The sequence below is a fragment of the Salinactinospora qingdaonensis genome, assembly GCF_039539445.1.
Classification (GTDB): Bacteria; Actinomycetota; Actinomycetes; order Streptosporangiales; family Streptosporangiaceae; genus Salinactinospora; species Salinactinospora qingdaonensis.
Map to the genome: position 1 here is coordinate 26,943 of NZ_BAABDD010000033.1, position 21,413 is coordinate 48,355.

Consider the following 21,413-nt stretch of genomic DNA (forward strand, 5'->3'; position numbering starts at 1 on the left):
CACGGTTTCGGCGGCGGAACCGATTCGTGACATCGCGGCCGGTCCTGGATCGTTGTCGATTGGTGGCTCACGAGGCGACGTGAGCCCGGAAGCTTACAGCAGATGGCACCCTAGCAGCCATACGCCAGATGTACCGGAACGGCGATGCAACGATCACGTTATGACGCTGAACCGCTGGCAAAGCGTCCCGATACGCCCGAGCCATCCCGATACGTCCCTTTGCGAACGCACAAAGGCGCCCGCAGGTTCCCGAATTCGGGAATCGGCCTGACGGGCGCCCTGTGACCTCACGGGAAGCAGGAATTTTTCGAAAATCCCTACAGCTCGGTGACCGTACCGCCGGCGGCGGTGATCTTCTCGCGGGCCGAAGCGGAAAACGCATGCGCGCTTACCTGAACGGGCACCGAAATTTCGCCGGTGCCCAGGATCTTCACTGGCCTGTTCTTGTGAACAACCCGCCGGGCGATCAGCGCCTCGACAGTGACCTCGCCACCCTCCGGGTACAACTCACTCAGCTTGTCGAGGTTCACGATTTCATAAACAGTCTTGAACCGTGCGTTGCTGAAGCCCCTGAGCTTGGGGACCCGCTGGACCAAGGGGAGTTGGCCACCCTCGAAACCGGCGGGAACGGTGGAGCGTGCCTTCGTTCCCTTGGTACCGCGGCCGGCGGTCTTGCCCTTGGAGGCCTCGCCGCGACCCTTGCGGGTCTTGGCCTTGTTAGCGCCCTTGGCGGGACGCAGGTGGTGGAGCTTAAGGGGCTCGTCGGGGGTGTACTCGCTCATTCGCTGACCTCCTCGACGGAGACGAGGTGCGCGACCACGTTGATCTGCCCGCGGACCTCGGGGCGGTTGTCTCGCAGGACGGACTTGCCGATCCGTCCCAGCCCGAGCGAACGCAGCGTGTCACGCTGCTTCTGCTTACCGCCGATCTTGGATCGGACTTGAGTGATCTTCAGCTTCGCCATGGTCTACGTTCCCGCCTTCGCTTCCGCGCGGGCCCGGAGCATGGCGGGCGGTGCGACATCCTCGATCGGCAGGCCGCGGCGAGCCGCGATCTCCTCAGGACGCTTCAGCTCCTTGAGCCCGGCCACCGTCGCGTGGACGATGTTAATCGGGTTGGCCGAACCGAGCGACTTGGTCAGCACGTCGTGGACGCCCGCGCACTCCAGCACGGCCCGAACCGGGCCACCCGCGATAACACCGGTACCCGGAGCGGCCGGACGCAGCATGACGATGCCAGCGGCGTCCTGCCCCTCGACCTTGTGCGTGATGGTCCCCTGAATCCGAGGCACCTTGAAGAAGTTCTTCTTGGCCTCTTCGACGCCCTTGGCGATAGCGGCGGGAACTTCCTTGGCCTTGCCGTAGCCGACGCCGACCATCCCGTTGCCGTCGCCCACGACGACCAGAGCGGTGAAGCTGAAGCGCCGACCGCCCTTAACAACCTTGGCGACCCGGTTGATGGTCACCACACGTTCGATGTAGGAGACACCCTTGTCTGCGGCGCCGCCGCGGCGATCGTCACGGCGATCACGCCGCTCGCCACCGGCGCCGCGCCGCGGAGATGCAGCCATCAGTGGTCCCTCTTCTCGTCGTTAGTCTTGCCATTGGCCGGAGTCATCACGTCAGAACTCCAGCCCGCCGGAACGCGCACCGTCAGCCAGCGCGGCGATACGCCCGTGGTACTTGTAGCCGCCCCGGTCAAAGACGACCGACGTGATGCCGCGTTCCGTTGCACGCTGAGCGATCAACTCGCCCACCCGCTGCGACTTCTCGGTCTTTTGAGCATCTTGGGCGCGGACGGGTGCCTCCATGGTGCTGGCCGAGACCAGGGTAAACCCCTTGGTGTCGTCCACCACCTGGGCAAACATGTGCTTGGAAGACCGGGTGACGACCAGACGCGGACGTGAAGGGGTCCCCGAAATCTTCTTGCGGATGCGCGCATGCCGCCGCAGCCGGGAAGCCGCGCGTGAGCCGGAACGCGTGCGAACAGGCGTCGTGCTCTTCGCCATGCTTACTTACCAGCCTTTCCGGCCTTGCGGCGGATGCGTTCGCCTTGGTACCGCACGCCCTTGGCCTTGTACGGATCGGGCCGGCGCAGGTTGCGAATATTGGCTGCCACCTGGCCCACAAGTTGCTTGTCGATCCCCTCGACCACCAACTGAGTCGGGCGCTCCACGCGGAACGTGATGCCCTCTGGCGGCTCCACCGTGATGGGGTGGCTGTAGCCCAGCGAGAACTCCAGGTTGTCTCCCCGGGCCTGGACGCGGTACCCGACGCCGTGGATCTCCAGCGTCTTGGAGTACCCCTGGGAGACGCCCTGAATGATGTTGGCGAGCAGCGCGCGGGTGAGGCCGTGCAGCGACCGCACATCGGGCTGGTCATTCGGGCGGATCACCCGGAGCTCGCCGTCCTCATATGAAATGGTGATCGGCTCGTCGATGGTGTGACTGAGTTCGCCTTTCGGCCCCTTGACCTTGACGTCTTGCCCGTCAATGGTGACTTCGACGCCTTTGGGGACCGAGATCGGCAGTCGACCGATTCGCGACATGCTGAAATCTCTCCCTTACCAGACGTAGGCGAGGACTTCGCCGCCCACGCCACGCTTCTTGGCCTGTTTGTCGGTCATCAGACCGGCGGACGTCGAAATGATGGCCACGCCAAGGCCACCCAGGACGCGCGGAAGGTTGTCCTTCTTTGCGTAGACGCGCAGGCCTGGCTTGGAGACACGGCGGACACCGGCGATCGAACGCTCACGAGTGGGCCCGTACTTCAGGTCCACCACAAGGCTCTTGCCGACCTGCGCATCCTCGGAGCGCCAGCTCTGGACGTAGCCCTCCTGTTGCAGGATCTCGGCGATGTGCGCCTTGATCTTGGAATACGGCATCGTCACGGTATCGTGATGCGCCGAATTCGCGTTACGCAGACGGGTGAGCATGTCTGCGATCGGGTCGGTCATCGTCATGGCCGATCGGCCCTTCCTCACCGCGGTTTCCCCAAGGCCAGGACTCTCCCTGGGAGCCTGTTCCCCTGCGCTTCGGACACAGAGGACCTTTAGGACCTACGGCGTGGTCATGGGCACAGGCGGCGCGCGTGTCGCGCCGGCACGGTGCCCGGTCGGTTCATTCGTCTATCCGCTGGACGCGATGGTGGTCATCCGTCCGCTGTCGCTTGGCTACAGCCGCTGCTTGACCCCGCGGGCGGCCGGGAAAAGGCCGCCGCTCGGGTCTACCAGCTCGACTTGGCGATGCCCGGGAGCTCTCCCCGGTGCGCCATGTCGCGGAAGCAGATGCGGCAGAGGCCGAACTTCCGGAACACGGCGCGCGAACGGCCGCACCGCGAGCATCGAGTATACGCGCGAACCGCGAACTTCTGTTTCCGGTTCGCCTTCGCGATCAGTGATTTCTTCGCCATCTCTGTCGTCTCCCTGGCTCCTGCTGGACGTGACGTGCCGAGTTCCCGCCTAGGCGCTCTTGAACGGGAAGCCGAGCTGCCTGAGCAGGAACCGGCCCTCCTCGTCGGTGGCGGCCGTGGTGACGACGGTGATGTCCATACCGCGCTGCCGATCGATCTGGTCAGGGTTGATCTCGTGGAACATAACCTGCTCGTTCAGACCGAACGTGTAGTTGCCGTTGCCGTCGAACTGGTTCGGGGAGAGCCCGCGGAAATCGCGAATCCGAGGCAGCGCCAACGAGAGCAGCCGGTCGAGGAACTCCCACATCCGGTTACCACGCAGCGTGCAACTGGCGCCGATCGGCTGTCCTTCACGCAGCTTGAACTGCGCAACGGACTTCTTGGCGCGGTTCACTCGGGGCTTTTGGCCGGTGATGGCCGACAGGTCCGAGATGGCGCCCTGGATCAGCTTGGCATCGCGCGTAGCCTCACCAACACCCATGTTGACCGCGATCTTGGTCAGACCGGGGACCTGCATGATGTTGGCGTAGCGGAACTCCTCGCGCAGCGCCGGAATGATCTCCGAGCGGTACTTTTCCTTCAACCGCGGAATCGGCGGAGCGGTGGTCTCAGTTGTGGCCGTCATCAGATGTCCTTACCGGTACGGCGGGAGATCCGGACCTTGGTCCCGTCTTCTTCAAAGCGGTAACCGATCCGGGTGGGCTTGCCGTCCTCCAGGAACGCCACGTTGCTGACGTGGATGGGCGCTTCCCTAGTGATGACCTCGCCCTGCTGCCCGCTCGCCTGGTTGGCTTTCTTGTGCTTCTTGATGAGGTTGACGCCCTCGACGACGACACGCTGCTCCTTGGGAAGGGCTCGCAGGACCTTCCCAGTGGCACCCTTGTCTTTGCCGGCGATGACGACGACCTCGTCGTCCTTCTTGATCTTCATCGCCTAAAGCACCTCCGGCGCTAGCGAGATGATGCGCATGAACCTCTTGTCCCGCAGCTCGCGGCCGACCGGCCCGAAGATACGGGTGCCTCGCGGGTCTCCAGTGTCCCTGATGAGCACGGCTGCGTTCTCATCGAAGCGAATGTAGGAGCCGTCGGGCCGGCGGCGCTCCTTCCTGGTGCGCACGACAACGGCCTTGACGATATCGCCTTTCTTCACGCCCGCGCCGGGAAGGGCCGTCTTCACCGTCGCCACGATGGTGTCACCGATGCCCGCGTAGCGCCGACCCGAGCCACCGAGGACACGGACGGTCAAGATTTCCTTGGCCCCCGTGTTGTCGGCGACCTTGAGTCGCGACTCCTGCTGAATCACGTCTGCTCCTGATATATGCGCGCGGGTTCACTGCCCGCGCTCGCTAGGTGGTCGCGCCCCTATGCCCCCTAAATGGCGGCCGACGGGGGATCGGGCGTCGCCTGCGGGCTCCTCCCGCGGGCTTGGCCGCTCTCCCCCGGCCGCCGGAAGGCAGGGGCTTACTTAGCCTTCTCCAGGATCTCCACGACGCGCCAGCGCTTGGTCGCCGACAGCGGCCGGGTCTCCATGAGCTGGACCCGGTCACCGACACCGCAGGTGTTCGCTTCGTCGTGGGCCTTGTACTTCGTTGTGCGGCGGATGACCTTGCCGTACAGCGAGTGCTTGACGCGGTCCTCCACCTCGACAACGACCGTCTTGTTCATCTTGTCGCTGACGACGTAGCCCTCGCGCACCTTGCGGTAGTTGCGCTCGGAGCTTTGTGTCCTGGTCTCGCTCATTCGGCCGCTTCCTTCGTTTTCTCAGCCGACTCGCCGGCCAGTGGCATGATGCCGAGCTCGTGCTCGCGCATGACCGTGTAAATCCGAGCGATGTCACGCTTGACCACACGGAGTCGACCGTGGTTGTCGAGTTGCCCGGTAGCGGCCTGGAAGCGGAGGTTGAACAGCTCCTCTTTCGCCTCCTTGAGCTTGGTGACCAGGCTGTCCATACTCTGGTCCCGAAGCTCTTGGGCGGTCAGGGACTTTGCCATCACGCCTCCACTTCGCGCTTCACGAACTTGCACCTCATGGGCAGCTTGTGCATCGCCCGCCGCATGGCCTCCTTGGCCACGGGCTCGGACACACCGGAAAGCTCGAACATCACACGTCCGGGCTTGACCGGAGCCACCCACCACTCGGGGGAGCCCTTACCGGACCCCATACGGGTCTCCGCGGGCTTCTTGGTCAGCGGACGGTCCGGGAAGATGTTGATCCAGACCTTTCCGCCACGGCGGATGTGGCGAGTGATGGCGATACGCGCCGCCTCGATCTGCCGGTTGGTGACGTAGGCGGCGTCCAGTGCCTGGATGCCGTACTCACCGAAGTTGACCCTCGTGCCGCCCTTGGCACGGCCGGAGAGGTCCGGGTGGTGCTGTTTGCGGTACTTGACCTTGCGGGGAATCAGCATCGGTCAGCTCCCCTCGTTACCTGAGTCGGAAGCGGACCCAGCCGTCTGTGTCGCCTCTGCCGAGGTGGACTTCGCCTGCTGGCCGCTCTGCTGCTGGCCGCCGCCACCGCCGCCGCCACGACGACGGCGCTGCGGACGCTCCCGGCGCTGGCCACCGCCACCGCCGCCGCCACCGCCGCCGGCGTTGCCGGCAGAGCGCTGCGCGGCTTGAGCGGCCTCGCGCTCGGCGCGGGTCTGCGGGGCGTCGCCCTTGTAGATCCACACCTTCACGCCGATACGGCCGAACGTGGTCCTGGCCTCGAAGAAGCCGTAGTCGATGTCGGCGCGGAGGGTGTGCAGCGGCACGCGGCCCTCACGGTAGAACTCCGACCGCGACATCTCGGCGCCACCAAGACGGCCGCCACACTGGATACGGATACCCTTGGCGCCGTTCTTGACCGCGGCCTGCATCGCCTTACGCATCGCCCGCCGGAACGCGACCCGGCTGGAAAGCTGCTCCGCGACCCCTTGGGCGACAAGCTGCGCGTCGACCTCGGGGTTCTTGACCTCAAGAATGTTGAGCTGCACCTGCTTGCGGGTCAGCTTCTCAAGGTCGGCGCGGATGCGGTCGGCCTCCGAACCGCGACGGCCGATGACGATGCCCGGCCGGGCGGTGTGGATGTCGACGCGAACGCGGTCGCGAGTGCGCTCGATCTCGACCTTGGAGATTCCGGCGCGCTCCATCCCGCGGTTGAGCATCCGGCGGATGGCCACGTCTTCTTTGACGTAGTCCTTGTACAGCTTGTCGGCGTACCACCGGCTCTTGAAATCGGTGGTAATGCCGAGCCGGAACCCGTGCGGGTTAATCTTCTGCCCCACTATCGGGTCCTTCCCTTCGTCTTGTTGGACGAGGTGCCCGCCGCGACGGTCTCCTGCGGCGCGACGACCACCGTGATGTGGCACGTCCGCTTGGTGACCCGGAAGGCGCGGCCAAAGCCCCGCGGCCGGATGCGCTTCAGGGTCGGACCCTCGTCCACCCAGATGCGGCTGACCACCAGCGTCTCGCGGTCCAGCTTGTTGTTGTGCTCGGCGTTGGCGATGGCGCTCGCGAGCACCTTGCCCACCGGTTCGCTGGCCGCTTGGGGCGCGAACCGCAGCACCGCCTGTGCCTCGTCAGCGGGCAGCCCGCGAATAAGGTCCACCACACGGCGGGCCTTTTGGGGCGTGACACGGATATACCGTGCTCGAGCCCTCGTTTCCATCGCTTTTCCCTCGCTCACGGAAATCACCCCCACACACCGTGGGGTATCGGCTGTTCACTGTTTGCAACCGCTAACGGCGGCTACGGCGGTCTTCCTTGACGTGGCTGCGGAAAGTGCGCGTGGGCGCGAACTCGCCGAGCTTGTGGCCGACCATCGTTTCGGAGATGAACACCGGGACGTGCTTGCGCCCGTCGTGGACGGCGATCGTGTGACCGATCATCTCCGGCACGATCATGGAGCGGCGCGACCACGTCTTGATGACGTTCTTGGTGCCCTTCTCGTTTTGCGCGTCCACCTTCTTCAACAGGTGGTCATCGACGAATGGGCCCTTTTTCAGACTACGTGGCATCGGACGTGCTCCTTACCGCTTCTTCTTGCTACGCCGACGCACGATGAGCCGGTCGCTGCTCTTGTTCGGCTTGCGGGTCCGCCCCTCGGGCTTACCCCAGGGGCTCACCGGGTGGCGGCCACCGGAGCTCTTACCTTCACCACCGCCGAGCGGGTGGTCCACCGGGTTCATGACCACACCGCGGACGGTCGGGCGCCTGCCCTTCCACCGCATCCGGCCGGCCTTGCCCCAGTTGATGTTGGACTGCTCGGCGTTGCCCACCTGACCGACGGTGGCGCGGCAGACGACCTCGACCTGGCGCATCTCACCGGAGGGCATGCGCAGCGTGGCGTAGGCTCCCTCCTTGGCCAGAAGCTGGATCTGTGAGCCGGCCGAACGCCCCAGCTTGCCGCCGCCGCCCGGCTTGAGCTCGACCGCGTGCACGAACGTACCCGTGGGGATGTTGCGCAGCGGGAGGCAGTTGCCGGGCTTGATGTCGGCCTGCGGGCCGTTCTCCACGTAGTCGCCCTGCTTCAGACCGGCGGGCGCGAGGATGTAGCGCTTTTCGCCGTCGATGTAGTGCAGCAGCGCGATACGTGCGGTGCGGTTGGGGTCGTACTCGATGTGGGCGACCTTGGCGGTGACCCCGTCCTTGTCGTGGCGCCGGAAATCGATCACACGGTAGGCACGCTTGTGACCGCCGCCCTGGTGGCGGGCGGTGATGCGGCCGTGCGTGTTGCGCCCGCCCTTGGAGTGCAGCGGACGCACAAGGGACTTCTCCGGCTTCGAGCGCGTGATCTCGACAAAAGTGCTCGCGCTGGAGCCGCGACGACCCGGTGTCGTCGGCTTGCGTTTACGAATGCCCATCTTTTTCGCGCATTCCTTACGTGCTCATGAGGTGAAACGGTCGATTGGGCGACTCAGGCACCGAAGATGTCGATCCGGTCGCCGTCGCGCAGGCTCACGATCGCTCGCTTGGTGTCGGGACGCTTCCCGTAACCAAACCGGGTACGCTTGCGCTTACCCTGCCGGTTGATCGTGTTGACACCCGTGACCTTCACTTCAAAGATCTCCTCGATCGCCTGCTTGATCTGCGTCTTGTTGGCAGTGGGGCGAACGAGGAAGGTGTACTTGTTCTGGTCCATCAGGCCGTAGCTCTTCTCAGAGATCACCGGCTCGATGATGATGTCGCGAGGGTCAGGAATCCTCACTGCTCGTCCTCCTTGCCCTTCGACGCGCCCGCGGCGTGGGCCAGGAACTCCTCGTAGCCGCTCTCAGTGAAGATGACGTCGTCGGAACGGAGGACGTCGTAGGTGTTCACCTGAGTCGCGTTGAGAATGTGGACCTCGGGCACGTTGCGCAGCGCGAGACGATTGTGCTGGTCGGCGTGGGCCAGAACCACCAGAACCCGGCGGGCCGTGGTGATCTGGTGCAGCGCCTTCAGCGCGGTCTGGGTGCGCTTGGTCGTCACGTCCTCAGGGAGGAACTCGCTGATCACGTGCACGCGACCGTGGTTGGCCCGGTCGGAGAGGGCCCCACGCAAGGCGGCGGCCTTCATCTTCTTCGGGGTGCGCTGGGTGTAGTCGCGCGGCTGAGGGCCGTGGACCGTGCCGCCGCCGGTGAACTGGGGGGCGCGGATCGAGCCCTGTCGAGCGCGACCAGTGCCCTTCTGGCGGTAGGGCTTCTTGCCACCGCCGCGCACCTGGCCCCGCGTCTTCGTGGCGTGGGTCCCCTGCCGGCCCGCGGCCTGCTGGGCGATGACGACCTGGTGCATCAGGGGGATGTTCACCTGCTGCGCGAAGATCTCGCCCGGGAGCTCAACGCTCCGGCCGGCCGTGCCGTCGGGGTTTTTGACCTCGATCGTCGACATGGGTTAGTTGTCCCCTTTCACGGCGGTGCGGACGAGCACCAGCCCGCCGTTGGGGCCGGGAACCGCACCCTTGACCAGGATGAGGCCCTTCTCGGCGTCCACCGAGTGCACGAGGAGGTTCTGGACGGTGGTGCGCTTGTTACCCATGCGCCCCGCCATCCGCACGCCCTTGAACACGCGGCCGGGCGTGGCGCAGCCGCCGATGGCGCCGGGCGAACGGTGCTTGCGGTGCGTACCGTGCGAGGCGCCCAGACCGTGGAAGCCGTGGCGCTTCATGGTGCCCGCGAAGCCCTTGCCCTTGCTCTTGCCCGTGACATCGACGAGCTGGCCGGCCTCGAAGGTGTCGGCGGTAAGTTCTTGGCCCAGCGTGTACTCGCTGGCGTCCTCGGTGCGGACCTCGACGTAGTGCCGCTGGAGGGGAAGCTCGTGCCGGCGGAGGTAGTCCCCCAGCGGCTTGTTCACCTTGCGCGGGTTGATGTTTCCGTACCCGATCTGGACGGCGGAGTAGCCGTCGGTCTCCGGAGTCCGGACGCGCGAAACGACGCACGGGCCGGCCTTCAGGACCGTCACGGGCACGATCCTGCCCTCGTCGTTGAAGACCTGGGTCATGCCGAGCTTCTCGCCCAGAACTCCCTTGATCTGTTTGGTGGCCATGTCAGTGCGTCCTTAAAGCTTGATCTCGATGTCGACGCCGGCCGGAAGATCGAGTCGCATGAGCGAGTCGACGGTTTTCGGCGTCGGGTCGATGATGTCGATCAGCCGCTTGTGCGTACGCATCTCGAAATGCTCGCGCGAGTCCTTGTACTTGTGCGGCGATCGGATAACGCAGTACGTGTTCTTCTCCGTCGGCAACGGCACCGGGCCGGCGACCTGCGCGCCAGTCCGCGTCACGGTCTCGACGATCTTGCGCGCCGAGCTGTCGATGACCTCGTGGTCATAGGCCTTGAGCCGAATGCGGATCTTCTGTCCCGCCATGGTGGCCTTTTCGTCCTTCGCTTAAGTGTCCGTAGAGGCGCGGTGCCGGAGACCGGCCCTGTGCCCAAAGGGGGTCGCCCTTTATCGCTTGAGGCTCTATTCATCTAAGAAACCGCTGCGGGTGTCCCCTGAGGTGGCATCGCCGCTACAGAGCCAGATGACGTCGTTCATGGAGTGGGCGGCCGAGCTATGGGCTCGACCGCCCGGAGTAGCGCGTGCTACTTGATGATCTTCGTGACCTGGCCCGCGCCGACGGTCCGGCCGCCCTCGCGAACGGCGAACTTCAGGCCCTCTTCCATCGCGACCGGCTGGATCAGCTCAACCGTCATCGACGTGTTGTCACCGGGCATGACCATCTCGGTGCCCTCGGGCAGCGTGACGACACCGGTGACGTCGGTGGTGCGGAAGTAGAACTGCGGCCGGTAGTTGTTGAAGAAGGGCGTGTGGCGGCCACCCTCGTCCTTGGACAGGATGACGACCTGACCCTCGAACTGGGTGTGCGGCGTGGTGGTGCCAGGCTTGATGACAACCTGGCCACGCTCGACGTCCTCGCGCTTGATGCCGCGCAGCAGCAGACCGACGTTGTCGCCGGCCTGCCCCTGGTCGAGCAGCTTGCGGAACATCTCAACACCGGTGACCGTGGTGGTCTGCTTGGTGTCCTTGATGCCGACGATGTCGACCGTCTCGTTGACGTTGATGACACCACGCTCGACCCGACCGGTGACGACCGTGCCGCGACCGGTGATGGAGAAGACATCCTCGATGGGCATCAGGAACGGCTTGTCAACGTCCCGCTGCGGCTCGGGGATGTTGTCGTCGCAGGCGTTCATCAGCTCGAGGATGGCGTTGGTCCAGGTCTCCTCGCCTTCAAGGGCCTTGAGAGCGGAGACGCGGATGACGGGCACCTCGTCGCCGGGGAACTCGTACTCGCTGAGCAGCTCGCGGACCTCCAGCTCGACGAGCTCGAAGATCTCGTCGTCGTCGACCATGTCGGCCTTGTTCAGAGCGACGACGATGTAGGGCACGGCAACCTGGCGGGCCAGGATGACGTGCTCCTTGGTCTGCGGCATGGGGCCGTCGGTGGCGGCGACCACCAGGATCGCGCCGTCCATCTGGGCGGCACCGGTGATCATGTTCTTGACGTAGTCGGCGTGACCGGGGCAGTCGACGTGCGCGTAGTGGCGGTGCTCGGTCTGGTACTCCACGTGCGCGATGGAAATCGTGATACCGCGCTCGCGCTCCTCCGGCGCCTTGTCGATGTCCTCGAAGGGCGTGAAGGGGTTGAGCTCCGGGTGGGCCTCGTGGAGCACCTTCGTGATCGCCGCCGTCAGCGTGGTCTTGCCATGGTCAATGTGACCGATGGTGCCGATGTTTACGTGCGGCTTGTTCCGGTCGAACTTGGCCTTCGCCACTGGATTTCTCCTACTGGTCTAACGCCGTGTGGCGTACGGGTTGCTAGCTTTCTGGTGAGTATCGCGGTTACTCGCCGCGCGCCTTCGCCACGATCTCTTGGGCGACGTTGGACGGCACCTCCGCGTAGGAGTCGAACTGCATGCTGAACTGAGCCCGACCCTGCGTACGGCTGCGCAGGTCTCCCACGTAGCCGAACATCTCGGAGAGCGGGACGAGCGCCTTGATGACGCGCGTACCGGCCCGCTCATCCATCGACTGGACGTGTCCGCGCCGGCTGTTGAGGTCACCGATCACATCCCCCATGTAGTCCTCAGGGGTGGTGACCGTGACGTCCATTACCGGCTCCAGGAGGGCCGGGCTGGCCCTGCGGGCAGCGTCCTTGAAGGCCATCGAACCGGCCACCTTGAAAGCCAGCTCGGAGGAGTCGACGTCATGGTAAGCGCCGTCCTGTAGCGTCACCTTGATGCCGACGAGCGGATAGCCGGCGAGAATGCCGAATTCCGCGGCCTCTTGGCAACCGGCGTCGACCGACGGGATGTACTCCCGCGGGATACGGCCACCGGTGATGTTGTTGACGAACTCGTAGCCCGCGCTGTCGTCCGCGCCATCGCCCCCGAGCGGTTCGAGATCGATGACGACACGGCCAAACTGACCGGAGCCACCCGTCTGCTTCTTGTGGGTGTACTCGACCTTCTCGACCTTCTTGCGGATCGTCTCGCGGTAGGCGACCTGGGGTCGACCGATGTTGGCCTCGACCTTGAACTCGTCACGCATCCGGTTGACGAGGACCTCCAGGTGCAGCTCCCCCATACCGGCGATGACGGTCTGACCGGTTTCCTCGTCGGAGGAGACCTTAAACGAGGGGTCCTCGTCGGCGAGCCGCTGAATAGCGATGGAGAGCTTCTCCTGGTCGCTCTTGGTTTTGGGCTCGATGGCCACCTCGATCACCGTGGCGGGGAAGCTCATGGACTCCAAAACGATGGGCGAGGAGGAGTCACACAGCGTCTCCCCAGTGGTGGTGTCCTTCAGCCCCATGACGGCGACGATGTCGCCGGCCCCTACTCGCTGGATCTCCTCACGCTTGTTGGCGTGCATCCGGTAGATCTTGCCGATGCGCTCCTTGCGCCCCTTGACGCTGTTGAGCACCTGTGTACCGGTCTCCAGCACACCGGAGTAGACGCGCAGGTAGGTGAGCTTGCCCAGGTGGGGGTCGCTCATGATCTTGAAGACCAGCGCGGAGAGCGGTTCCTCCTCGCTGGGCCGGCGCGAGAGGGCGGTCTCCTCGGACTCGTCCTTGGGGTCGTGACCCTGGATCGACTCGACGTCGAGAGGCGAGGGCAGGTAGGAGACGATCGCGTCAAGCAGCGGCTGCACGCCCTTGTTCTTGAACGCGGTTCCGCACAGCACGGGCACGGCGGTGCCGGCGATGGTGGCGCGGCGGATAGCCGGAACGATCTGCTCGACGGTGGGCTCCTGGCCCTCCAGGTAGAGCTCCATGATCTCGTCGTCGGCCTCGGCCAGCGTCTCGATCAACTGATCGTGACCCTCGCGGGCGGCGTCGAGATGGGTGTCGGGGATCTCGATGGTGTCGTACATCTCGCCCTTGGCGGCCTCGTAGTTCCAGACGTAGGCCTTCATGTAGACGAGGTCGATAACACCCTTGAAGTCGGACTCGGCGCCGATGGGCAACTGGACCGGCATGGGGGTGGTGTCGAGGCGGTCGCGCATCATGTCGACGCAGCGCTGGAACTCCGCGCCGACCTTGTCCATCTTGTTGACGAAGCAGATCCGCGGCACGTTGTAGCGGTCGGCCTGGCGCCACACCTGCTCGGACTGGGGCTCCACGCCCTCCTTGCCGTCGAACACGGCGACCGCGCCGTCAAGGACGCGCAGCGAACGCTCGACCTCGACCGTGAAGTCCACGTGGCCGGGCGTGTCGATGATGTTGATGGTGTGGTCGGTCCAGTGCGTGGTGGTAGCAGCAGAGGTGATGGTGATGCCCCGCTGCTGCTCCTCCTGCATCCAGTCCATGGTGGCCGCGCCGTCATGGACCTCACCGAGCTTGTAGTTCACACCGGTGTAGAACAGGATGCGCTCAGTCGTCGTGGTCTTGCCCGCATCGATGTGCGCCATGATCCCGATATTGCGGACTTTGGCAAGGTCAAGAGCAGTGGTGGCCATGGTGGCTCGTCTTCTCTCGGTCTCTCGTGTCGAAAAAGCCGCAGGGATTACCAGCGGTAGTGAGCGAAGGCCCGGTTGGACTCCGCCATCTTGTGGGTGTCCTCGCGACGCTTGACGCTGGCACCCAAGCCGTTGCTGGCGTCGACCAGCTCGTTGAGCAGACGCTCGGTCATGGTCTTCTCGCGACGCTGACGGGAGTACTGCACCAGCCAGCGAAGAGCCAATGTGGTGCTGCGCGACGAACGGACCTCGACCGGTACCTGGTAGGTGGCGCCACCAACCCGGCGGCTGCGCACCTCAAGGGAGGGCTTCACGTTGTCGAGCGCACGCTTGAGAACAACGAGGGGCTCCTGGCCGGTCTTCTCCTGGGCGCCTTCAAGAGCGTTGTAGACAATGCTCTGGGCGAGGGAACGCTTGCCGTCGAGCAGCACCTTGTTGATCAGCGAGGTGACCAGCGGCGAACCGTAGACAGGGTCGTTGATGAGTTGACGCTTCGGCGCGGGACCCTTGCGGGGCATGGTTACTTCTCCTTCTTCGTGCCGTAGCGGCTGCGGGCCTGTTTGCGATTGCGCACGCCCTGGGTGTCCAAAGCGCCGCGGATCACCTTGTAACGGACGCCCGGCAAGTCCTTCACACGGCCGCCACGCACGAGCACGATGGAGTGCTCCTGCAAGTTGTGGCCAACACCGGGGATATAGGCAGTGACCTCGATGCCGCTGCTGAGCCTCACACGGGCGACCTTGCGCAGCGCGGAGTTCGGCTTCTTGGGCGTGGTCGTGTAGACACGTGTGCACACGCCACGACGCTGCGGACTCCCCTTCAGCGCCGGGGTCTTGTTTTTTGTGACCTTGTCCTGGCGGCCCTTGCGGACCAGTTGCTGAATGGTGGGCACCGCGTCTCCGTACTTCCTCGTGACCTACGCCGGTTCTCTTCGCCGTTATCGGTATCGACCTGGTGTGTTACCTTCCTACTCGCGCCCCCGGGGTCGGGCGTGTCGCAGCCTGCCTCAAGCAGGGCGAGAACACATTCATCCGACCCAACTAGCTGGTCGCCGTGAGAGAAGGTGTCACGTGCGGCTCACGCTCATCGCGGCGTCGAAGCGCACACGTTCTGACCCGCTGACGCGCGGGCACGAAGTTTAAGGCTACCGAAGGTCACCAACCCGGTCAAAATCCCGGTGACGTTCGGAAGCCGAAACTCCGCAGCCTCGTGCTGCCGTAGGTCTACTAACAGTGTAGGCCCTGCGAAGAAGTGCTCGCGCGCATTTGTCGGCACCAGCGGCAGCACGGCGACGGCGTGCAGGGTTCGTGCCGTGCCTAGGTGTGTCCCCGGCCACAGCCGCTCAACCTGAGACGCGGCTACTGCTCTCCTCGGCCGCAGCCGCGAGATTGTCCGGCAGCCGCAGCCCTTGGTGCAGCGGCACCAGCTCGCTTTGCAGCACCATGGTCGCCGCACCGATGGCGGGAGCGGTGGCCGCCAGGCTGGAAAGACGGACGGTGACCGGGTGGGCGGCGCGGGCGAAGAAGGTACGGTCGAGTTCTTCCTGGATCGCGGGCAGGTAGATGGAGTCGGCCATCGCCAGGCTGGGACCGGTGAGCACGAGCAGTTCCAGATCCATGAGGTTGGCCAGCGTGCGCGCGGCCACCGCCAGGTAGCGTGCCGAGCGCTCCAGGAGGGCGTGGGCGGCCGGTTCGCCACGACGTGCGGCGCGGGCGATCGCCGCGAACTCCGCCGCGAGCGAGGGTGGACGGTGGGCGTCGCTCAGCCCGGCGGCGCGGACAAGCTGGGCGTCCTCGCGCGCGGCAGCCACCACGGCGGCCGGCCCGGCGAGGCTCTCAGTACATCCCCGCGCCCCACACCAGCAGTGGGGGCCGGCCGTGTCGAGACAGACGTGTCCGATCTCGCCGGCGTTTCCGCTGGAGCCAGCGTAGGTGATCCCGTTGATCAGCAGGCCGGTGCCGATACCGGTGTACATGTAGACGGCGGCGAAGCTGGAGGTGCCGGTGACCGCCCCGGACCAGTACTCGCCGAGAGCGGCGGCGGTGGCGTCGTTGTCGAGCACGACGGGCAGCCCCGTGGCCTGCTGTAGCGCGTGATCGAGGGGAAAGTCCTCCCAGTGGCGCATGGAGGGCGGGGTGAGCCGCATGCCGCCCACCGCACTGAGCGGGCCGGGAGCCACTAGCCCCAGCCCCAGCAGGCGGTCGGTGTCGATGCCGGCTCCCTCGATGAGGGAGCGCACCTCTTCGGCGATACGGGTCACGACGGCGGGGGGTTCGTCTTCGCCCACGCCGGCGCGGGTCATGCGGGCCACGACCGAGCCGGCGAGGTCGGTGAGGACGTAGGCGATGCCGGCGTGGTCGAGGTGGACGCCGACCGCGTAGCAGGCGGACTGGTTGAGCTGGAGCAGCACGCGGGGTTTTCCGCCGGTGGACTCGGCGCGCCCGGTCTCCCTGACGAGTCCGTCCTCGATGAGGCGGCGGACGACAGTGGAGATGGTTGCGCCGGTGAAGCCGGTGGCCTCGATGAGTCCGGCCCTGCTGATGGTGCCCGCGGCGCGGATCACGTCGAGCACGGCCGATCTGCTGCTCGCATGCGGGATGGCTCGTACCGGCCCACTCACTGTGGAACCTCCGCCCAGGATCGTTGGCTCTGGCGCCCGTGATGGTAATGCACGCTTGCCCGCCGGCAGCCGGTCCGGGTGGCCGTGACCAGTCGGGCCGATCTGGACGCCGAACAGCGCCCGGCGGGGATTCTCGTGGCGATCACGGCCCTTCCACGGCCTTTCCCCGTCGTTCCCACCTTCGTCGTTGGACGCGAACACTGGTTGACTTACTTTATTCGGCTACGTAAGAATCTAAAACGCTGTTTGACGTGGAAAAAGATTTTCCTGCCCGGCTTCTTCTGGGCGCCTCCACCGGCGCGCGGCCCGATCCTTGGAGTGATTGCGGATGATCCGTCAGACCCTGCACGACGGCTGGCACGTGGCGGCGACCGCGGGGCCGGTGCCCGAGCATGTGGCCGGTCGCCATGTGCCCGCCACGGTCCCGGGCAGCGCCCACCTGGACCTGCTGGCGGCCGGTCTGATCCCCGATCCCTACCTCGACCAAGCCGAGGCCGAACTCGCCTGGACCCACCGCACTGACTGGCGCTACACCCTCACCTTCGAGGCCGAGGAAGCCATGGCCGACGAGCGTATCGATCTGGCCTTTGACGGCCTGGACACCGTGGCCACCGTCGAACTCAACGGCCAGCCGGTGGGCACGACCGCCAACATGCACCGCGGGTACCGCTTCAACGTAGGCGACCTGCTGCGCGGTGGCACCAACGAGTTGACCGTGTCGTTTCGCTCGGCGCTGGCCTACGCCGAAGAGGTCGAAGAACAACTGGGAGCGCGGCCCCACTCCTACCCGCACCCGTTCAACATGATCCGCAAGATGGCCTGTAGCTTCGGCTGGGACTGGGGGCCGGACCTACAGACGGCGGGCATCTGGAAGCCGGTGCGTCTGGAGCGCTGGCGCACTGCCCGGCTGGGGCAGGTGCGACCGCTGGTCACGGTCAACGACGACGGTTCCGGCCGGGTCGAGGTACGCGCCGAGATCGAGCGCGCCGGCACCACCGCCGACACCGAACTGGTGATCAGCGCGACGGTGGCCGGGCGCGAGGCGCGCGTGACCGTGCCGCAGGACCACAGTACGGCCGTCCTCGTCCTTGACGTGTCCGACGTGCGGCTGTGGTGGCCGGCGGGCTACGGGGAGCAGCCGCTGTACGACCTGGAGGTCATGCTTGCCCGCCCCGACGGCCGGCCCCTCGACTCCGCCTCGCGCCGGGTGGGGTTCCGTACCATCACCGTGGATACCACCCCTGACGAGATCGGAACCCCTTTCACGGTGATGGTCAACGGCACCCCCATCTTCGTTAAGGGCGCCAACTGGATTCCCGACGACCATTTCCTCACCCGCATCACGCGGGAACGCCTGGCCCGCCGCGTCGACCAAGCCCTGGGCGCCCACATGAACATGTTGCGGGTCTGGGGCGGCGGGATCTACGAGACCGACGACTTCTACGACGTCTGCGACGAGCGCGGCATGCTCGTGTGGCAGGACTTCCCCTTCGCCTGCGCCGCCTACCCCGAGGAGGAGCCGCTACGCAGCGAGATCGAGGCCGAAGCCCGGGAGAACGTCGCACGGCTGGTCTCGCGGGCATCGCTGGCGCTGTGGAACGGCAACAACGAGAACCTGTGGGGCTTCGCCGACTGGGGGTGGCGCGAGCCGCTGGCGGGCCGCACGTGGGGGCTGGGCTACTACACCGAACTGCTGCCGCGGGTCGTGGCTGAACTCGACCCGACCCGCTTCTACGCCACCGGTAGCCCCTACAGCCCCGACGAGCAGAGCCACCCCAACGACGCCGACCACGGCACCCGCCACGAGTGGCAGGTGTGGAACCAACGCGACTACACCACCTACCGCGAGCACGTGCCGCGATTCTGCTCGGAGTTCGGCTTCCAGGGGCCGCCCACGTGGGCGACCCTGACCCGCTGGATTCACGACGAGCCGCTGACGCCCACCTCGCCGGCGTTCCTGCTGCACCAGAAGGCCAACGACGGCAACGGTAAACTCCACCGCGGCCTGGCGCCCCACCTGCCGGTGCCTGAGGCGTTCGGGGATTGGCACTGGGCCACCCAGCTCAATCAGGCCCGCGCCGTCATCTTCGGGGTCGAACACTTCCGCTCCTGGTGGCCGCGCACCGCCGGAGCGATCGTGTGGCAGCTCAACGACTGCTGGCCGGTCACCTCCTGGGCCGCCGTCGACGGCGACGAGCGTCCCAAACCGCTGTGGTACGGGCTACGCCACGCCTACGCGCCTCGGCTGTTGACCGTGCAGCCGAGGGAGAACGGGCCGGCCCTGGTGGCCGTCAACGACACCGACACGGCCTGGAGCGAGCAGGTGACGCTGCACCGCCAAAGGTTCGACGGCACCCTTGTCCACGCCGGTAGGATCGACGTCGACGTGGCCCCCCGCAGCGTGGTCTGGGTCGAGCTGGCCGACCCGGGGCTGCTCTCGGGCGAGGCGAAAGAGGAGGTGCTGGTGGCGACGTCGCGCGAGACGCGGGCCATGCACCTCTTCAGCGAGGACATCGATCTGGCCTACGACCCGGACCCGCTTACCGCCGAGGCCGTCGCCGTCGACGAAGGCTACCGGGTCGACGTGCGAGCCACCTCGTTCGCGCGTGATGTGGCCGTCTTGGCCGACCGGGTGGCACCCGACGCCGAGGTCGACGAGATGCTGGTGTCGCTGCTGGCCGGCGAGACGTACTCGTTCACCGTCCGCACCGGTGCACAACTGGACCCGGCCGAGCTGACCGGCCCGGAAGTGCTGCGCTGCGCCAACGATCTGCACCAGGGAGGGGGCGGCACCGGATGAGCGCGTCTGGGTCCACCACAGGGGGAGTGGTTGGGCTGGTGCTGGCCCGGCCGGTGCGGCTGCTGGGCGCCGAACCGTTCTTCATGGAGTTCATCGGCGGGATCGAGGAACGCCTGGCTGAACGTGGGATGTCCCTGCTGCTGCACGTCGTCACGGACCACGAGGCCGAGATCGACACCTACCGTAGGTGGACCCAGCGGCAACTGGTGGACGCGGTCGCAGTGGTGAACCTGACCGTCGGTGATCGGCGTCCGGCCGTGCTGGCGGAATTGGGGCTGCCGGCCGTGCTGGTGGGCGCGTGGGATGACGAGCCCACCCTGCCGGCGGTGCCCACCGATAACGACACGCCTGTGCGCGAGGCGCTGGCCCAGCTCATCAGTCTCGGACACCGGCGCGTGGCGCGCGTGAGCGGCCCCATGACCCTGCTGCACACGCGGGCGCGCACCACTGCGCTGGTCGAGGCGTGCCGCCAAGTGGGCCTGGAGTCACCGATCGTTCTGGAGGGCGACTATTCCCACGAGGCGGGCACAGACCGCACGGTGGAGCTGCTGCGACGCGCGGAACCGCCCACGGCGATCCTCTACGACAACGACGTGATGGCGGTGGCCGGGTTGGCCGCCGCCACAGGGCGCGGGGTCGCTGTTCCGCAACAGCTCAGCTTGGTCGCCTGGGACGACTCCACGTTGTGCCGGCTGTCTTCCCCACCGCTGACCACCATGAGCGTCGACGTGTACCAGTACGGCGTCTCGGTGGCCGCGTCCCTGTTGGAGCACATCGACGGCGTCCCTGTCACCGACCGCACCTCCCCCGCCGCCCGTTTCGTTCCCAGAGGCAGTACCGCGACCGCCCCTTCTCCCCACTCCTCAGCCAGCGAATAGCGGCGGCCACGCGGCTCCGTCCCTGCCACGGTCTCCTCAGCCGTAGCCCCGGAGAGCAACGCCCCTGAAGAGCCCCGACCACGCCAACGTTTTCCTTTGGCGCGGAAAAGCCGGCTCCTAAGGTAACGCCGGGCACGAGGTTGTTGTTTTTGAACGGCTGGGGTCGGGCCGTGGGACGTGTTCTCCCGTTCGCTCGTGCCTCGATCGCTGCGCGATCTCGGCAGCCTGCGGGGGCACCCACCGCCTGCTCTCGCCGCCCTTTTCAAAAAACAACAACCGAGGAGAGGCCAAGGGCTTCCTTCCCGCAGCGCCCCTCGGGCTCTTGTTGACACCACCTTGCTGTGTGTCCGGCTGACTGCGCCACGTAGCGGACTGGCCGCATGTCGGTTTCTTCCGGCTATCCCGGCCGCGCCGGATCGCACGACCTCCCGCCACGGAAGCCCCCCTGACTGCTCGCGCGGCCGGCCGCACCCGCCGCAGTGCCTCCCGCATCAAGCAACACAAGCGCCCGCCACCATCCGTCACGAGTGCTGCTCTCCACTGGTATCCCCACACAGCCCACCCTGAAAAACTCTCGAAACTTTCTAATCTACTCGTAACCTTCCGGAATTCATTGACAACCCGACAGAGCCAGACAGACACTGTTCGGCATCGACAGACACAACCACCGTCGATCCAGGTCACCGACCGTGACCTGGTCCTCCGACCGTCGACCACATGACAACCGGCCACCCCACCCGCGTTGCCCAAGGCCGACACACAGCGGCCTCCGCTTTAGCCGCCCCAGCGCCCACCCCCATATCACACTGCCCGAGCAACGTCGCCGGAGGGACCGATGCCCGCCTACCCTCCGCCAATACGCCCGGACAGCATGCGCCGGAACATCCCTGAAACTTTCGTAGTTTACGAAATATTCCGGAATTCATTGACAACCCGACAGAGCCAGACAGACACTGTTCGGCATCGACAGACACAACCACCGTCGATCCAGGTCACCGACCGTGACCTGGTCCTCCGACCGTCGACCACATGACAACCGGCCACCCCAATCGCGTTGTCCGAGGTCGACGTGCGGCGGCCGTATCCCCCTCGGCCGCCGTTGGCCTTCACGAGGAGGAAACACCTATGAACGACGCCCCCGCACTTCCCAAAAGCCACCGACGCAGCCGTGCCAGGTCGATCCTGGGGCGGGTCTGTGCCGTGGCGGTCTCGGTGGCCACGGCCACCGCGCTGCTGCCCGGCACCGCCAACGCGGCCGTGACCTCCAACCAAACCGGCAACCACGACGGCT

General features: G+C 66.0%; 28 protein-coding genes. 2 read left to right on the plus strand and 26 right to left on the minus strand.

Annotated features, from left to right (window positions below):
* Positions 1 to 317 precede the first annotated feature (317 nt).
* The 26 genes from rplO to ABD848_RS21855 form a co-directional block, all read right to left on the minus strand.
* Positions 318 to 782, minus strand: a complete 465-nt coding sequence (gene rplO, locus ABD848_RS21730; RefSeq protein WP_344975862.1) for a 50S ribosomal protein L15 — start codon at positions 780 to 782, stop codon at positions 318 to 320.
* Entirely contained in the window at positions 779 to 964 is a 186-nt protein-coding gene (rpmD, locus tag ABD848_RS21735; RefSeq protein WP_344975865.1) for a 50S ribosomal protein L30, read from the minus strand. The genes rplO and rpmD overlap by 4 nt, the downstream gene beginning before the upstream one ends.
* A 3-nt stretch (positions 965 to 967) precedes the next feature.
* Positions 968 to 1,570 (minus strand): 30S ribosomal protein S5, encoded by a 603-nt coding sequence (gene rpsE, locus ABD848_RS21740; protein ID WP_344975868.1) that lies wholly within the window; start codon positions 1,568 to 1,570, stop codon positions 968 to 970.
* A gap of 51 nt (positions 1,571 to 1,621) precedes the next feature.
* On the minus strand, positions 1,622 to 2,008 hold the full coding sequence (rplR, locus tag ABD848_RS21745) for a 50S ribosomal protein L18 (protein WP_344975871.1): 387 nt from the start codon (positions 2,006 to 2,008) through the stop codon (positions 1,622 to 1,624).
* A gap of 2 nt (positions 2,009 to 2,010) precedes the next feature.
* Positions 2,011 to 2,547 carry a 50S ribosomal protein L6 gene (gene rplF / locus ABD848_RS21750; protein ID WP_344975874.1) on the minus strand — a complete coding sequence of 179 codons (537 nt, stop codon included), beginning with the start codon at positions 2,545 to 2,547 and terminating at the stop codon, positions 2,011 to 2,013.
* A 15-nt stretch (positions 2,548 to 2,562) separates the two neighbouring features.
* Positions 2,563 to 2,961 (minus strand): 30S ribosomal protein S8, encoded by a 399-nt coding sequence (gene rpsH / locus ABD848_RS21755; RefSeq protein ID WP_344975877.1) that lies wholly within the window; start codon positions 2,959 to 2,961, stop codon positions 2,563 to 2,565.
* Between the two features lie 263 nt (positions 2,962 to 3,224).
* Positions 3,225 to 3,410, minus strand: coding sequence for a type Z 30S ribosomal protein S14 (locus ABD848_RS21760; protein WP_344975880.1), 186 nt, complete (start codon positions 3,408 to 3,410; stop codon positions 3,225 to 3,227).
* Positions 3,411 to 3,459: 49 nt separating this feature from the next.
* Positions 3,460 to 4,035: a 50S ribosomal protein L5 gene (rplE, locus tag ABD848_RS21765; RefSeq protein ID WP_344975883.1), complete on the minus strand. Its 576-nt coding sequence runs from the start codon at positions 4,033 to 4,035 to the stop codon at positions 3,460 to 3,462.
* A complete protein-coding gene (gene rplX, locus ABD848_RS21770; RefSeq protein ID WP_344975885.1) occupies positions 4,035 to 4,340 on the minus strand; it encodes a 50S ribosomal protein L24 in 306 nt (101 codons plus the stop codon). Before rplX ends, rplE begins: the two co-directional genes overlap by 1 nt.
* A 3-nt stretch (positions 4,341 to 4,343) precedes the next feature.
* Positions 4,344 to 4,712, minus strand: a complete 369-nt coding sequence (gene rplN / locus ABD848_RS21775; protein ID WP_344975888.1) for a 50S ribosomal protein L14 — start codon at positions 4,710 to 4,712, stop codon at positions 4,344 to 4,346.
* Between the two features lie 158 nt (positions 4,713 to 4,870).
* Positions 4,871 to 5,149 carry a 30S ribosomal protein S17 gene (gene rpsQ / locus ABD848_RS21780; RefSeq protein ID WP_344975891.1) on the minus strand — a complete coding sequence of 93 codons (279 nt, stop codon included), beginning with the start codon at positions 5,147 to 5,149 and terminating at the stop codon, positions 4,871 to 4,873.
* Positions 5,146 to 5,400, minus strand: a complete 255-nt coding sequence (gene rpmC, locus ABD848_RS21785) for a 50S ribosomal protein L29 (protein ID WP_344975894.1) — start codon at positions 5,398 to 5,400, stop codon at positions 5,146 to 5,148. The genes rpsQ and rpmC overlap by 4 nt, the downstream gene beginning before the upstream one ends.
* A complete protein-coding gene (gene rplP, locus ABD848_RS21790) occupies positions 5,400 to 5,816 on the minus strand; it encodes a 50S ribosomal protein L16 (protein WP_344975897.1) in 417 nt (138 codons plus the stop codon). The genes rpmC and rplP overlap by 1 nt, the downstream gene beginning before the upstream one ends.
* Positions 5,817 to 5,819: 3 nt before the next feature.
* Positions 5,820 to 6,674, minus strand: coding sequence for a 30S ribosomal protein S3 (rpsC, locus tag ABD848_RS21795; RefSeq protein WP_344975900.1), 855 nt, complete (start codon positions 6,672 to 6,674; stop codon positions 5,820 to 5,822).
* A complete protein-coding gene (rplV, locus tag ABD848_RS21800) occupies positions 6,674 to 7,057 on the minus strand; it encodes a 50S ribosomal protein L22 (protein ID WP_344975903.1) in 384 nt (127 codons plus the stop codon). Before rplV ends, rpsC begins: the two co-directional genes overlap by 1 nt.
* Positions 7,058 to 7,127: 70 nt before the next feature.
* Positions 7,128 to 7,406 (minus strand): 30S ribosomal protein S19, encoded by a 279-nt coding sequence (rpsS, locus tag ABD848_RS21805; RefSeq protein WP_344975906.1) that lies wholly within the window; start codon positions 7,404 to 7,406, stop codon positions 7,128 to 7,130.
* Positions 7,407 to 7,418: 12 nt separating this feature from the next.
* A complete protein-coding gene (rplB, locus tag ABD848_RS21810) occupies positions 7,419 to 8,252 on the minus strand; it encodes a 50S ribosomal protein L2 (RefSeq protein ID WP_344975908.1) in 834 nt (277 codons plus the stop codon).
* Positions 8,253 to 8,305: 53 nt separating this feature from the next.
* Positions 8,306 to 8,596, minus strand: coding sequence for a 50S ribosomal protein L23 (gene rplW / locus ABD848_RS21815; protein WP_344975911.1), 291 nt, complete (start codon positions 8,594 to 8,596; stop codon positions 8,306 to 8,308).
* A complete protein-coding gene (gene rplD / locus ABD848_RS21820; RefSeq protein WP_344975913.1) occupies positions 8,593 to 9,255 on the minus strand; it encodes a 50S ribosomal protein L4 in 663 nt (220 codons plus the stop codon). Before rplD ends, rplW begins: the two co-directional genes overlap by 4 nt.
* Before the next feature lie 3 nt (positions 9,256 to 9,258).
* Positions 9,259 to 9,909 (minus strand): 50S ribosomal protein L3, encoded by a 651-nt coding sequence (gene rplC, locus ABD848_RS21825; protein ID WP_344975916.1) that lies wholly within the window; start codon positions 9,907 to 9,909, stop codon positions 9,259 to 9,261.
* 12 nt (positions 9,910 to 9,921) lie between these two features.
* On the minus strand, positions 9,922 to 10,230 hold the full coding sequence (gene rpsJ, locus ABD848_RS21830) for a 30S ribosomal protein S10 (protein WP_344975919.1): 309 nt from the start codon (positions 10,228 to 10,230) through the stop codon (positions 9,922 to 9,924).
* A gap of 218 nt (positions 10,231 to 10,448) precedes the next feature.
* The gene (tuf, locus tag ABD848_RS21835) at positions 10,449 to 11,642 is read right to left on the minus strand and encodes an elongation factor Tu (RefSeq protein ID WP_344975922.1); all 1,194 of its coding nucleotides are present in this window, start codon (positions 11,640 to 11,642) and stop codon (positions 10,449 to 10,451) included.
* Positions 11,643 to 11,709: 67 nt separating this feature from the next.
* Positions 11,710 to 13,824: an elongation factor G gene (gene fusA / locus ABD848_RS21840; RefSeq protein ID WP_344975925.1), complete on the minus strand. Its 2,115-nt coding sequence runs from the start codon at positions 13,822 to 13,824 to the stop codon at positions 11,710 to 11,712.
* Between the two features lie 47 nt (positions 13,825 to 13,871).
* On the minus strand, positions 13,872 to 14,342 hold the full coding sequence (gene rpsG / locus ABD848_RS21845; protein ID WP_344975928.1) for a 30S ribosomal protein S7: 471 nt from the start codon (positions 14,340 to 14,342) through the stop codon (positions 13,872 to 13,874).
* A 2-nt stretch (positions 14,343 to 14,344) separates the two neighbouring features.
* Positions 14,345 to 14,716, minus strand: coding sequence for a 30S ribosomal protein S12 (rpsL, locus tag ABD848_RS21850; protein ID WP_344975931.1), 372 nt, complete (start codon positions 14,714 to 14,716; stop codon positions 14,345 to 14,347).
* Positions 14,717 to 15,166: 450 nt separating this feature from the next.
* A complete protein-coding gene (locus tag ABD848_RS21855; RefSeq protein ID WP_344975934.1) occupies positions 15,167 to 16,444 on the minus strand; it encodes an ROK family transcriptional regulator in 1,278 nt (425 codons plus the stop codon).
* A 328-nt stretch (positions 16,445 to 16,772) separates the two neighbouring features.
* Between ABD848_RS21855 and ABD848_RS21860 the strand changes: the two genes are divergently transcribed.
* Both ABD848_RS21860 and ABD848_RS21865 read left to right on the plus strand, forming a co-directional pair.
* Positions 16,773 to 19,244, plus strand: coding sequence for a glycoside hydrolase family 2 protein (locus ABD848_RS21860; RefSeq protein ID WP_344975937.1), 2,472 nt, complete (start codon positions 16,773 to 16,775; stop codon positions 19,242 to 19,244).
* Positions 19,241 to 20,122: a LacI family DNA-binding transcriptional regulator gene (locus ABD848_RS21865; protein ID WP_344975940.1), complete on the plus strand. Its 882-nt coding sequence runs from the start codon at positions 19,241 to 19,243 to the stop codon at positions 20,120 to 20,122. Before ABD848_RS21860 ends, ABD848_RS21865 begins: the two co-directional genes overlap by 4 nt.
* Positions 20,123 to 21,413: the final 1,291 nt, after the last annotated feature.

What these genes read in the sequence shown, in the direction of transcription:
- rplD (WP_344975913.1), bottom strand. Translation starts at nt 9,255, where the DNA reads ATGTCGACGATCGAGGTCAAAAACCCCGACGGCACGGCCGGCCGGAGC.
- rplB (WP_344975908.1), bottom strand. Translation starts at nt 8,252, where the DNA reads ATGGGCATTCGTAAACGCAAGCCGACGACACCGGGTCGTCGCGGCTCC.
- rpmC (WP_344975894.1), bottom strand. Translation starts at nt 5,400, where the DNA reads ATGGCAAAGTCCCTGACCGCCCAAGAGCTTCGGGACCAGAGTATGGAC.
- rplP (WP_344975897.1), bottom strand. Translation starts at nt 5,816, where the DNA reads ATGCTGATTCCCCGCAAGGTCAAGTACCGCAAACAGCACCACCCGGAC.
- rpsS (WP_344975906.1), bottom strand. Translation starts at nt 7,406, where the DNA reads ATGCCACGTAGTCTGAAAAAGGGCCCATTCGTCGATGACCACCTGTTG.
- rpsG (WP_344975928.1), bottom strand. Translation starts at nt 14,342, where the DNA reads ATGCCCCGCAAGGGTCCCGCGCCGAAGCGTCAACTCATCAACGACCCT.
- rplC (WP_344975916.1), bottom strand. Translation starts at nt 9,909, where the DNA reads ATGGCCACCAAACAGATCAAGGGAGTTCTGGGCGAGAAGCTCGGCATG.
- ABD848_RS21865 (WP_344975940.1), top strand. Translation starts at nt 19,241, where the DNA reads ATGAGCGCGTCTGGGTCCACCACAGGGGGAGTGGTTGGGCTGGTGCTG.
- rpsJ (WP_344975919.1), bottom strand. Translation starts at nt 10,230, where the DNA reads ATGGCGGGACAGAAGATCCGCATTCGGCTCAAGGCCTATGACCACGAG.
- rpsQ (WP_344975891.1), bottom strand. Translation starts at nt 5,149, where the DNA reads ATGAGCGAGACCAGGACACAAAGCTCCGAGCGCAACTACCGCAAGGTG.
- rpmD (WP_344975865.1), bottom strand. Translation starts at nt 964, where the DNA reads ATGGCGAAGCTGAAGATCACTCAAGTCCGATCCAAGATCGGCGGTAAG.
- ABD848_RS21860 (WP_344975937.1), top strand. Translation starts at nt 16,773, where the DNA reads ATGATCCGTCAGACCCTGCACGACGGCTGGCACGTGGCGGCGACCGCG.
- rplV (WP_344975903.1), bottom strand. Translation starts at nt 7,057, where the DNA reads ATGGAAACGAGGGCTCGAGCACGGTATATCCGTGTCACGCCCCAAAAG.
- fusA (WP_344975925.1), bottom strand. Translation starts at nt 13,824, where the DNA reads ATGGCCACCACTGCTCTTGACCTTGCCAAAGTCCGCAATATCGGGATC.
- rplX (WP_344975885.1), bottom strand. Translation starts at nt 4,340, where the DNA reads ATGAAGATCAAGAAGGACGACGAGGTCGTCGTCATCGCCGGCAAAGAC.
- rplE (WP_344975883.1), bottom strand. Translation starts at nt 4,035, where the DNA reads ATGACGGCCACAACTGAGACCACCGCTCCGCCGATTCCGCGGTTGAAG.
- ABD848_RS21760 (WP_344975880.1), bottom strand. Translation starts at nt 3,410, where the DNA reads ATGGCGAAGAAATCACTGATCGCGAAGGCGAACCGGAAACAGAAGTTC.
- rpsH (WP_344975877.1), bottom strand. Translation starts at nt 2,961, where the DNA reads ATGACGATGACCGACCCGATCGCAGACATGCTCACCCGTCTGCGTAAC.
- rpsE (WP_344975868.1), bottom strand. Translation starts at nt 1,570, where the DNA reads ATGGCTGCATCTCCGCGGCGCGGCGCCGGTGGCGAGCGGCGTGATCGC.
- rplO (WP_344975862.1), bottom strand. Translation starts at nt 782, where the DNA reads ATGAGCGAGTACACCCCCGACGAGCCCCTTAAGCTCCACCACCTGCGT.
- rplR (WP_344975871.1), bottom strand. Translation starts at nt 2,008, where the DNA reads ATGGCGAAGAGCACGACGCCTGTTCGCACGCGTTCCGGCTCACGCGCG.
- rplF (WP_344975874.1), bottom strand. Translation starts at nt 2,547, where the DNA reads ATGTCGCGAATCGGTCGACTGCCGATCTCGGTCCCCAAAGGCGTCGAA.